At 71.0% G+C, this 11,087-nt stretch carries 11 protein-coding genes and 1 riboswitch; of the genes, 4 read left to right on the top strand and 7 right to left on the bottom strand.

Annotated elements, in window-relative coordinates:
* The first annotated feature begins 28 nt into the window (after positions 1–28).
* Positions 29–658 carry a TetR/AcrR family transcriptional regulator gene (locus F8566_RS20655; protein WP_151562238.1) on the top strand — a complete coding sequence of 210 codons (630 nt, stop codon included), beginning with the start codon at positions 29–31 and terminating at the stop codon, positions 656–658.
* Here the strand turns inward: F8566_RS20655 and F8566_RS50005 are convergent.
* Both F8566_RS50005 and F8566_RS20660 read right to left on the bottom strand, forming a co-directional pair.
* Positions 653–829, bottom strand: coding sequence for a hypothetical protein (locus F8566_RS50005; RefSeq protein ID WP_192809781.1), 177 nt, complete (start codon positions 827–829; stop codon positions 653–655). The genes F8566_RS20655 and F8566_RS50005 overlap by 6 nt on opposite strands.
* Positions 830–909: 80 nt before the next feature.
* Positions 910–2,568, bottom strand: a complete 1,659-nt coding sequence (locus F8566_RS20660; RefSeq protein ID WP_151562240.1) for an acetolactate synthase large subunit — start codon at positions 2,566–2,568, stop codon at positions 910–912.
* Between the two features lie 215 nt (positions 2,569–2,783).
* Between F8566_RS20660 and F8566_RS20665 the strand changes: the two genes are divergently transcribed.
* A complete protein-coding gene (locus F8566_RS20665; RefSeq protein ID WP_151562242.1) occupies positions 2,784–4,241 on the top strand; it encodes a benzaldehyde dehydrogenase in 1,458 nt (485 codons plus the stop codon).
* 32 nt (positions 4,242–4,273) lie between these two features.
* Here the strand turns inward: F8566_RS20665 and F8566_RS20670 are convergent, their stop codons facing one another.
* From F8566_RS20670 to F8566_RS20680, 3 genes are all read right to left on the bottom strand, one after another.
* The gene (locus F8566_RS20670; RefSeq protein ID WP_151562244.1) at positions 4,274–5,293 is read right to left on the bottom strand and encodes an LLM class F420-dependent oxidoreductase; all 1,020 of its coding nucleotides are present in this window, start codon (positions 5,291–5,293) and stop codon (positions 4,274–4,276) included.
* A 105-nt stretch (positions 5,294–5,398) separates the two neighbouring features.
* Entirely contained in the window at positions 5,399–5,593 is a 195-nt protein-coding gene (locus F8566_RS20675; RefSeq protein WP_151562246.1) for a DUF397 domain-containing protein, read from the bottom strand.
* Positions 5,590–6,435, bottom strand: a complete 846-nt coding sequence (locus F8566_RS20680; protein WP_151562248.1) for a helix-turn-helix domain-containing protein — start codon at positions 6,433–6,435, stop codon at positions 5,590–5,592. Before F8566_RS20680 ends, F8566_RS20675 begins: the two co-directional genes overlap by 4 nt.
* Positions 6,436–6,722: 287 nt before the next feature.
* Here F8566_RS20680 and F8566_RS20685 point away from each other — a divergent pair, with 287 nt between their 5' ends.
* A complete protein-coding gene (locus tag F8566_RS20685) occupies positions 6,723–7,193 on the top strand; it encodes an ATP-binding protein (protein ID WP_151562250.1) in 471 nt (156 codons plus the stop codon).
* Positions 7,194–7,218: 25 nt separating this feature from the next.
* Here the strand turns inward: F8566_RS20685 and F8566_RS20690 are convergent, their stop codons facing one another.
* Together F8566_RS20690 and F8566_RS20695 are read right to left on the bottom strand one after the other, a co-directional pair.
* Entirely contained in the window at positions 7,219–7,848 is a 630-nt protein-coding gene (locus tag F8566_RS20690) for a TetR/AcrR family transcriptional regulator (protein WP_151562252.1), read from the bottom strand.
* A gap of 9 nt (positions 7,849–7,857) precedes the next feature.
* Positions 7,858–8,694: an oxygenase MpaB family protein gene (locus tag F8566_RS20695; RefSeq protein ID WP_151562254.1), complete on the bottom strand. Its 837-nt coding sequence runs from the start codon at positions 8,692–8,694 to the stop codon at positions 7,858–7,860.
* A 104-nt stretch (positions 8,695–8,798) separates the two neighbouring features.
* Positions 8,799–8,959: riboswitch (cobalamin riboswitch) on the top strand.
* Between the two features lie 79 nt (positions 8,960–9,038).
* Between F8566_RS20695 and F8566_RS20700 the strand changes: the two genes are divergently transcribed.
* On the top strand, positions 9,039–11,087 hold the full coding sequence (locus F8566_RS20700) for a putative cobaltochelatase (protein ID WP_151562256.1): 2,049 nt from the start codon (positions 9,039–9,041) through the stop codon (positions 11,085–11,087).

Here is an 11,087-nt window from a genome sequence, read left to right on the forward strand (position 1 = left end):
GTCCAGTCGGGCCCGTATGATCGGGTGCATGAGCGGAACGCGCGCCGCGCGCGGGCGAATCGACAAGAGGGCGGCGATCCTCGATGCCGCCTACACCGTCTTCGCCCGGGAGGGATACGCGCAGGCCGGAGTGGACGTCATCGCCGCAGAGGCGGGGGTCGCCAAGGCGACCGTCTACAACCACTTCGGCGACAAGGAGACGTTGCTGCGCGCGTCGTTCGACGCCGTCGCCGACGAGGCGCTGGCTCGCAACATGGCCGCCGTGGAACGCCTCTCCACGCAGGGCGACCTGCGCACGATGCTCGAAGAGGTCGGGTACGCCCTGATCCGTTGCTACTGCGACGAGCAGTCCTGGGCGCTGCGGCGCCTGCTGGCAGCCGAGCTCGCCCAGTTCCCCGACCTGCTGGACATCGTCCAGGGCCGCGTCGCGGACAAGGTCATGGAGTCGCTGGCCGACCGGCTGGCGCGACTCTGCCTGGCCGGGCGACTCCGGGCGGCAGATCCGCTCCTTGCGGCGGAGCACTTGGCGGGTCTGCTCCTGGGGTCGCTCGACCGGCGCAGCCGGTCCGGCACGCGGGAGATCCCGGACATGGAGGCGCGGGAGATCGCGGCGGCGGGCGTCGACACGTTCCTGCGGGCGTTCGCCGCCGGGTCATGACGATCGGCGGTTGAGGGCGGCCAGCTCGGCTTCGAGGGCCTCGATCCTGGCGGCCAGCTCAGCGATCGTGTCCGTGTCCGAGCAGGGGTCCAGCCAGTCATCGTGCTGGGGCCTGGTCGTCAGCCAGCGCAGGACGCGGCCCATCGCCGAATGGGGATTGCCTTCGTACACGTCGCCTCCGGTTCACGGGTTCGCCTCCCGCGCAGACTCGGAGGCGGCGTGTATCTATGCCGTTAACTCATGGCGTTCTTTCAGAGGGCGTCCGTCAGTTCGCCCAGCTTGTCGGTCAGCTGGAGGTTGTGGGAGTAGTCGACCGGGACCGTGATGACCGAGACGCCGTCATCGGCCAGGGCCTTCTGGAGGGTGGGGAGGAGGTCGGCGGCGGCCGTGACGCGGTAGCCCTTGGCGCCGAAGCTCTCCGCGTACTTGACGAAGTCGGGATTCGAGAACTTGATGTTGGAGTTGCGGCCCATCTCCAGGTCCATCTTCCACTCGATCAGGCCGTACGCGTCGTCCTCCCAGATGAGGACGGTGATCGGGATGTTCTCGCGGACGGCGGTCTCGAGCTCCTGGGAGTTCATGAGGAACGCGCCGTCGCCGGTGGCCGCCAGCACGCGCCGGTCGGGGTGGGCGAGCTTGGCGGCGAGCGCGCCGGGCACCGCGAAGCCCATCGACGAAAGGCCGTTGGACACCAGCAGGGTGTTGGGCTCGTACGTCGGGTACATGCGGGCCATCCACATTTTGACCGCGCCTGTGTCGGCCAGAACGATGTCCTCGCGGCCCATGGCCTCGCGGATGTCGGCGACGATGCGGCGCGGTGAGAGCGGGTAGCCGTCCTCGGACCTGCCCTCGCGGAGCTCTCCGGCCATCAGGTCACGGATCTTGCGGCCCGTTCCATTGACGTCGAAGCGGCGGTGGACGGACTCGGCGAGAGCGCGGAGCGAGCGCGAGATGTCGCCCTGGATGCCCACCTCGACCGGGTAGTGGTCGTCGACCTCGGCCGGGAACTGGTGGATGTGGATGATCTTCTTGTCGACCTTGGGGTTGACCTTGACCGGATCGAACTCCTGCAGCTCGTAGCCGACCGCGATGATGACGTCGGCCTCGTCGAAGCCGAAGTTGACGTAGTCGTGGCGCATGAAGCCGACCGCGCCGAGCGCGTTGCGGTGGTCGTCGGGGAAGACGCCCTTGCCGTTGAACGTGGTGGCGACCGGGAGGCCGAGCTGCTCGGAGAAGTGGATGAGCGCCTGGCTCGCCCGGGCTCGGGTGGCGCCGTGACCGGCCAGCACGATGGGTTGCCTCGCCAGCGCGATGACGTCGGCGGCGCGGGCGACCTGCGCGGGGGCGGGCTCCTGCGGGCGGACGACGTTGACCGGCAGCGGCTTGAGGTCACCGGCGACCTTGGCGGCCTCGACGTCCTCCGGGATCGCCAGGTAGACCGCGCCGGGACGCTCGGTCTGGGCGGTCTTGAACGCCTTGCGGACCATCTCCGGGAGCGCCTCGGCGGTCGGCGCCAGCTCGGACCACTTGGTGATCGGCCGGAAGAGGGACACCAGGTCGACGATCTGGTGCGACTCCTTGTAGATGCGGTCCAGCCCGACCTGGGCGGAGATGGCGACGACCGGGGTGCTGTTGGTGGTCGCGTCGGCGACGCCGAGCTGCAGATTGATCGCGCCGGGGCCGAGCGTCGCGGAGGCCACGCCCGCCTTGCCGGTGAGCCGGCCGTAGATCTCGGCCATGAACGCCGCGCCCTGCTCGTGGCGGACGAGGATGTAGCGGATCGAGGAGTCGTTGACGGCGTCGACGAAGTGGATGTTCTCCTCGCCGGGAATCCCGAAGACGTACTCGACCCCCTCGGCTTCGAGTGCGCGAACGAGCAACCGGGCGGCGCCGACCTGCTGGCTGGACATCGTGTGTCCCTCTCCAAGGAGCTCTTGTAGATCAAGTCTTGTGGACACCCGATGTAGCGCCCGGACGGCCTCGGACATTCCGGCACGCCGAGGTGGATCACACGGGGTCTTCCGCCCAGTGGAAGGACCGGTGGCCTGGCAGCGCCTTCGGGAGCACGATCGCGGGGGACCCGCAGCCACCCCGCCGGCTTCGCGGCGCACGCCGAGGAGGAACCATGACGCTGCTCGACTCAGGCACCTGGACCGGGAAGATCTTCAACGGGGAGTGGACCGGCGCGGCGGACGGCGCGTACGACGTCGTCGAGCCGGCGACCGGCACCACACTCGGCAGGCTCGGCCGCGCCACGGCCTCGGACGTGGCGGCCGCGGCGACCCGGGCCGCGGCGGCGCAGCGCGACTGGGCCGCGCGGACGTACCAGGAACGAGCCGCCGTCCTCCGCCGTGCCGGGCGCCTCTTCGAGGAACACGCCGAGGAGATCCAGGACTGGATCGTCCGCGAGGCGGGATCGATCCCGCCCAAGGCGCAGCTGGAGACGCGGTTCGCGGAGAACCTCTGTTACGAGGCGGCAGCCCTCGCCTCGCATCCGCAGGGCACGATCCTGCCGTCGGAGCAGCCCCGCTGGAGCCTGGCCCGGCGGCGTCCGGCCGGGGTGGTCACCGTGATCGCGCCGTTCAACGTTCCGCTGATCCTCTCGATGCGGTCGGTGGCACCGGCCCTCGCGCTCGGCAACGCGGTCCTGCTCAAGCCCGATCCCCGGACGGCCGTCTGCGGCGGGGTGGCGGTCGCGCGGATCTTCGAGGAGGCGGGCCTGCCCGCCGGGCTGTTGCACGTGCTGCCGGGCGGGGTGGAGGTGGGCGAGGCCGTCATCTCTGCACCGGAGGTACGGATCGTCTCGTTCACCGGATCCACCAGGGTGGGCCGCCGGATCGGCGAGACGTGCGGGCGGCTGCTCAAACGCGTCCATCTGGAGCTCGGCGGCAACAGCGCGCTCATCGTGCTCCCCGGCGCCGACGTCGCCAAGGCGGTGTCGGCCGGCGCGTGGGGCTCGTTCCTCCACCAGGGGCAGATCTGCATGACGACCGGCCGCCAGCTGGTGCACGAGAGCCTGCACGAGGAGTACGTGGCGGCGCTCGCCGACAAGGCCGACAAACTGCCGGTCGGCGACCCGGCCTGCAACCAGGTCGCGCTCGGCCCCATCATCGATCAGTCACAGCTCGCGCAGATCGACCGGCTCGTCTGCGACTCCGTCGCGGCCGGCGCGCGGCTCGCGGCGGGCGGCACGCACGACGGGCTGTTCTACCGGCCGACCGTCCTGGCGGAGGTCACGCCGGACATGCCCGCGTACGCCCAGGAGGTGTTCGGCCCGGTCGCACCCGTCATGCCGTTCCGCACGGTCGACGACGCGATCCAGCTGGCGGCGGACAGCGAGTACGGCCTGTCGCTGGGGATCCTCGGCGACGTCGGCGAGGCGATGCGCATCGCGGACGCCGTGCCGACCGGCCTCGTGCACATCAACGACCAGACGGTGAACGACGAGCCGGTCGTGCCGTTCGGCGGGCTCGCCGCCTCGGGCAACGGAGCCCGGTTCGGCGGTCCGGACGCCAACCTCGAGGCGTTCACCGAGACCCAATGGGTCACGATGCGCGGTGAGATCGCCCCGTACCCCTTCTGACGCGCGGAAGGGATACGGGGGCGGTCTGTGGATCAGGCGTGCACGAGGTCGCGGATCTCGCGCAGCGTGGGCTCGTCCCGGACGCCCGCGATGAGCAGTGTCGTGACCGGGCTGCCGCGCCACAGCTGCAGGCGTTCCTTGATGCGGCCGATCGGGCCGAGCAGCGAGATGGAGTCGGCGAGCTCGGTCGGCACGGCCTTGATCGCCTCGTCCCGCCGCCCGTCCAGGAAGAGCTCCTGGACGCGCTTGGCCTGCTCGGCGTAGCCGAGGCGGCCGATCAGGTCGAGGTGGAAGTTGCGGTCGCGCGCGCCCATCCCGCCGATGTAGAACGCGAGCGGGATCTTGGCGAACTCCAGGGCGGAGTCGAGATCGTCGGTCACGATGGTGGTGACGGTCGCGGCGATCTCGAAGCCGTCCGGACGGCCCGCGAGCGACTCGCCGAAGAGCGTGTCGATCTGCTCGGGGTCCACGAACAGCGGCAGCCAGCCCTGGGTGTGCGCGGTGGCCAGCGCGATGTTCTTCGGCCCCTCGGCGCCCAGGTAGATGGGGATCTCCGGCCGGAGGGGATGCACGATCGACTTGAGCGGCTTGCCGAGCCCCGCGCCGCCCGGGTAGGGCAGCGGATAGTGCGGGCCCTCGTTCGTCACGGGGCGCTCGCGGCGCCACACCTGCCGGACGATGTCGAGGTATTCGCGGGTGCGGGCGAGCGGCTTGGGGAACGGCACGCCGTACCACCCCTCCACCACCTGCGGCCCGGACGCGCCCAGCCCGAGGATCACCCGGCCGCCGGACAGGGCGTCGAGGGTCAGCGCGTGCATCGCGGTCGCGGCGGGGGTGCGGGCCGACATCTGCGCCACGGCGGTGCCCAGCTTGATCCTCGACGTCCGGGCGGCGTACCAGGTCAGCGGCGTGAAGGCATCCGAGCCGTACGCCTCCGCGGTGAAGACCGAGTCGTACCCGAGCCGTTCGGCCGCCAGCACGGTCTCGGTCTGGTCGTCGGGGTCGCGCTGCCAGTAGCCGACGTTGATGCCGAGCTTGAGTTCTGCGGTCACGGGTCACCCTCCGGAATCGGGAACGCACCGGCGATACTAGAACACGTTCTAGTATCGCCGGAAGGGTGACCCGGACGAGCCGGGGGATGGGGCAGGGTGGTCGGGCTAGGAGATCGTGCGGACGAACGCGATCCATGCGGTGGCCGAGAGGACCAGCGCGGGACCCTCCGGGTCCTTGGAGTCGCGGACAGCCCGGCGGCCGCCGGACAGCGCGGCGATCTCGACACACTGGTCGCCGCTTCCGCTGTGAGAGGACTTGTGCCAGGTGGCATTGGCGAGTTCGGTGGACGCCTGGTTCACGTGCTGCCGCTCCTTGCTGCCTCGTGGAGGAGGCGTGCGGACTCCTCCGGGGAGAGGGCCAGTGCGGTGACACGGTCGAACCTGGCCCTATGTTGGGCTATTGCCTCCGCGCTTTCGAGATAAACGTCACCCATAGTGCCCTCTACGTAGGCGATATCAGGGTCGGCGGGGTCCGGGAACGAAAGGATCGTGAAACGGCCGTCCAGCCCGGCGTGCTCGCCCGCGGCGCGCGGGAGCACCTGGATCGTCACCTGGGGGCGCCGGGCCGATTCGGCCAGCGATTCGAGCTGCGCCGTCATGACGGTCCGCCCGCCGATCGCGCGGTAGAGGATCGCCTCGTCCAGGATGACGTCGAGGCGCGGCGCGCTGGCGCGGTCGAGGAGGGCCTGCCGCGCCTTGCGGGCGGCGATGCGGCGTTCGATCTCGGTACGGCTCGGGAGCATCCGGCCGGCGGTGATGACCGCGCGGGCGTAGTCCTCGGTCTGCAGGAGGCCGTGGACGAGCTGGGCGTCCCACGAGCAGATCTGGGACGCCTCGTCCTCCAGCGCCACGTAGCTGCCGGCGAAGACGTCCGCGTAGGCGGTCCACCAGCCGCGCTGGCCGGCCTCCTTGGCGAGGTTGATGTAGGCGTCTCGGTCGGGGCTGGGCACGCCGTACAGATCGAGGATGTCGGCGATGTCGCCGTGCCGTGGCCTGGTCTGCCCCGTTTCCAGCCGCGAGACCGTGGCCCGCGACCAGCCGAGCCGGTCGGCCACGTCCTGCAGGGTGAGTCCCTGCTCGTCCCGCATCCTGCGAAGCTCCCGTGCCAGCCGGCGGCCGCGCACCGTGGGCCGGTAGGTCATAAAGGTGAGAGTCCCGTATCCGGACGGTCCAGTACAACGTGATTGCGGAAGCCGGTAAGAGCAATCTTGTGAAGAGAGTTGCGGGGATGAGAATCTCACGCGACTCTGAAAACGTGACCGTTCGGGGACGGAAAGTAACGGAGCAGTACGTGGCCGCGCAAGACGGAACGTAACCGCGGGAGGAACCCGTGAAGGCTTCGCCTGAGTTCACGGACGAGGATACGGAGCTCCCAGGATGGGTCTGGGCGCTCCCACGTGGCCCTGGATGTGCTGGATACGCCCGGTCGGTGCTGGCCGAAGCGCTCACCACCTTCGGGGTCGACCGGGGCATGGTCGGCGACGCCCAGCTGATGGTGAGCGAGCTGGTGACCAACGCGCACCAGCACGCTGCCGAATTCGGGCCGCATGAGCTCTGGCTCTATCTGGGTGAACGATCGGGTGCCCGGATCGCTACCACCATGGCGTCCCCGCCGGCCGTGCGCGAGGTCCGCTGCGCCGTCTTCGACGGCCATGCCGACGCGCGCCTGCCCGGCTATTCATGGACGTCCGGCGACTGCGGCCGCGGCCTCAGCATCGTCCGGGAGCTCTCCGAGGGCCGCTGGGGGGTGCTCCACACCCTCTCCCGGCTGGGCCCGCAGGTCCCTGGCAAGGCGGTCTGGTTCGCGGTCCCCGTACCCGCCGCTGCCGCCACGTTCCTGAGCCCGTCGAGCCCGGCGCCCACGTCCGATGACGCCCCACCCGAGCCGGGCGTGGCCTGACTGGGCCTGGCGGACTCAGGCCTGCTCAGGTCTGTTCGACAGCGGGTGCGATGTCCCTGACGAGGACGAGCAGCGACCCGGCCAGCAGCGTGTGGACCTGGGCGCGGCTGAGTGTCTTCTCCTGGAGCCACTGCCGGGTCGCCATCTCGGCCAGCCCGGAGTACGTGCGGAGGACGGCGCGCAAGGTGTCGGTCGGCTCGGGGACGTGGAGCACCGCGAGCATGCGCTCGACCGTGACGTCGCGCGTCTTGTTGACGATGCGCCGGAGCTCGGGGTCCTGGCCGAAGCCCTCCGCGTCGAGGGCGGCGAGCCAGGTGTCGGCGTTGGACTCGGCGGCGTCCAGGAACAGGTGGACGCACCGGTCGACCGTCTCCTCCAGCGGCAGCGCGGAGTCGGCGGGCGGGGCCTGCCCCGCGTAGTCGACCGTGAGCGCGCGCACGACCTCCAGGAAGAGCTCGCGCTTCGTGCCGAAGTAGTAGTGGATCAACCCGCGCTGGACACCGGCCTCGCGCGCGATCGCCGCGGTGGAGACGTCGGCGTACGGCAGTTCCGTGAACATCCGGCGTGCCACACCGAGGATCTGGTCGCGCCGTTCATCCCTGGGAAGCCGCTGATAACTCGCCCTGGAGGAACGGCGTGGAGACGGAGAGGGCACACAGGCAGCCTATGCCGCCCGGCGCCGGCCTTGCCCGAAGAGCCGCAGCGGCCGCTCCCGGGCCACGAGATAGTCGGTGGGGCGGTGCCGTACGGACGCGGGCACGACCTTGGAGGCCGTCTTGTTGGCCTCGACGAGGGAGGCGAACGCCAGGGCCCGTGACCGGCTCCACGGGATGCCCAGCTCACGCCGTAGCGAGCGCGGCAGGAGCGCTCCTGCCGCGAGCAGATTGAGCTGGATGTACGCGGGGCCGAGGGGCCAGGGCATGGGCAGCCTGCGGCTGGTGTCGAGCAGCTTGGCCGAGACGGCGGTCGGTCGCAGTTCGTCCCTGACGACCCGGTCGAAGTAAGCGCGGAAGTCCGCGTAGGTGACAGGGCAGTGGCCTTCCGGTACTCCGCACGCGTATGCGATCAGCTTCTGCTCCTGGTAGAGGCGCTCGCGTTCGCCCGAGGGCAGCCGTCCGAACGTGCGCTGGTAGAGGTCGAGACCGTTGTGCACCAGCGTCGCCCAGACCCAGAGCAGAAGATCGGGATCCAATGCGCGGTAGTGGACGCCCTCGTCCGATACTCCACTGACACGTTCGTGCACGCGTCGCAGCTTGACGGACTGGCGGGCGGAGACCTCGGGTTCGGCGAACGAGAGCTTGAGCATGATGTCGGCCGTCCGCCACAACCGGGCGAACGGGTCGCTCTCGAAGTCGGAGTACTGCTCGACCCCCGCGGCCACGAGCGGGTGCGTCACCTGCAGGAGGAGCGTCGGCGCGGCGCCGAGGCCGAGCACCGGTTCACGCATGACCGTCCAGGAGGCGTCGCCTGGCCGGAACGGGAGTCCACCGGTTCGTCGCATGGCACCAGTAGAACACGTTATTGGCAGTCCGCCAATAGAGCTGTCGCCCCACCGCGACTTGGGCGGTTCCCGAGGGTGTGCGATCCTTGCCTGCGACGGACGCGGAGGAACCCGGTGCGGCTGTGTCAACTCGAGGTCGACTCGATCGGCGCCGCCAATTCCGGGGCTGTCCCGCAACTGTGACCAGGGGAGTTCCCTCTCCGTGCGCCACGGCGGCAACGCTGGAAGGCTGAGGGGGAGCGTTGATCCGGGAGCCAGGAGACTCCGGCCGTCGGATGAGACCGCCACGGGCGTGGACACCCGAGGGAAGGACGATGTGGCATGCCGCTCTGTCTGATGTACCGATGAGCCGCCGCGCGAACGCCGGCGCCCGGTACCCGTTCTCCGCCGTCGTCGGCATGGACGATCTCAAGCTCGCCCTGCTCGTCAACGCGGTGTCGCCTGGCGTGGGCGGCGTGTTGGTACGCGGCGAGAAGGGCACCGCCAAGTCCACGATCGTGCGCGCCCTGGCCGGGCTGCTGCCGCCGGTCGGCGTCGTGCCGGGCTGCCGCTTCTCCTGCGACCCGGGCGATCCCGATCCGGAGTGTCCCGACGGCCCGCACGCCGACGACCTCGCAGAGCGCAGGCCCGCGCGGCTGGTGGAGCTGCCGGTCGGCGCGTCGGAGGACCGGCTCACCGGCTCCCTCGACATCGAACGGGCGCTGACCGAGGGCGTGAAGGCCTTCGAGCCCGGCCTCCTGGCGGCGGCGCACCGCGGCGTGCTCTACGTCGACGAGGTCAATCTGCTGCACGACCATCTCGTCGACCTGCTCCTCGATGCCGCCGCAATGGGCGAGTCCTACGTCGAACGCGAGGGCGTCTCCGTGCGGCACGCGGCGCGGTTCCTCCTCGTCGGCACCATGAATCCGGAGGAGGGCGAGCTGCGGCCGCAGCTGCTCGACCGGTTCGGGCTGACGGTCGAGGTGGCGGCCACGCGCGATCCCGATGAGCGAGCCGAGGTCGTCCGGCGCCGGTTGCGGTTCGAGGAGGACCCGGCGGGCTTCGCCGCGGGCTGGGCCGAGGCCGAGGCCGAGCTGGCCGGACGGATCGCCGCCGCGCAGAGCAGGCTCGCACGGGTCGTGCTGACCGACGCCGCCCTCCGCCAGATCACCGCGGTGTGCGCCGCCTTCGAGGTGGACGGCCTGCGCGCCGACCTGGTGACCGCCCGCGCCGCGATCGCGCTGGCCGCCTGGCACGACCGGATGGAGGTCACCTCCGAGGACGTGCGGACGGCCGCGCGTCTCGCCCTGCCGCATCGCCGCCGCCGCGACCCGTTCGACGCCCCCGGCCTGGACAGGCAGAAGCTCGACGACGTCCTCGAAGAGCACGGTGAGCCGGAGCACGAGCCAGAGCACGAGCCGGAGCCCCCGGAAGACGATCCAGGAGGACCTGGTGGCGGGCCTCCTCCTCAGGGCGGCGACGGCCCCGTCCCGCCGCAGGGGTCCGGCAGTGAGGACGAGCAACAGCAGCCGAACGGACAGGCCCCGGCGCCCTCAGCGGCGCCGGGCGAGCCCGCTCCTGCTGACGCCGCGTACAAGCCCCGGCTCTTCACCGTTCCCGGGACAGGCATGGGTGCGCCCGGTCGCCGTTCCAAGGCACGGAGCCCGTACGGCCGCGTCTCGGGCGCGCAGCCCGGATCCCGCGGCCTGCACCTCACCGCCACCCTGCGTGCCGCCGCGCCGCACCAGCACGCGCGTGGCCGCAGCGGCCCCGGGCTGGTCGTCGCCGCCGACGACCTGCGTGAGGCGGTACGGGACGGGCGCGAGGGCAACCTGGTGCTCTTCGTCGTGGACGCGAGCGGCTCGATGGCGGCGCGGCAGCGGATGCGCGCGGTCAAGGGCGCGGTGCTGAGCCTGCTGCTGGACGCCTACCAGCGGCGCGACAAGGTCGGGTTGATCACCTTCAGGGGGCCGGACGCCGAGCTGGCGCTGCCGCCGACCTCCTCGGTCGAGGCGGGCGCGCGGCGGCTGGAGCGGCTCGCGACCGGCGGCCGTACCCCGCTGGCCGCCGGGCTCCTGCGCGCCGCGGAGGTGCTGCGCGTCGAGCGGCTGCGTGATCCGGCGCGCCGCCCGCTGCTCGTGGTCGTGACCGACGGCCGTGCCACCCACGGACCCGATCCGGCCACGGTCGCGGGGCTGCTCTCGAGTGTGGCATCGGTGGTCGTGGATTGCGAGTCCGGGCCGGTACGGCTGGGGCTGGCGCAGCGGCTGGCCGGTCATCTCGGTGCCGAGTCCGTCCGGCTGGACGAGCTTGCGGCGGACTCGCTCGCCGGTGTCGTCCGGTCGGCAAGGGCGTCAGGGAGGGTGGCGTCGGTTGACGGGGGATGGCGGACGGGCAAGGAAAGGACTGCGTGA

Source organism: Actinomadura rudentiformis, from assembly GCF_008923185.1.
GTDB lineage: Bacteria > Actinomycetota > Actinomycetes > Streptosporangiales > Streptosporangiaceae > Spirillospora > Spirillospora rudentiformis.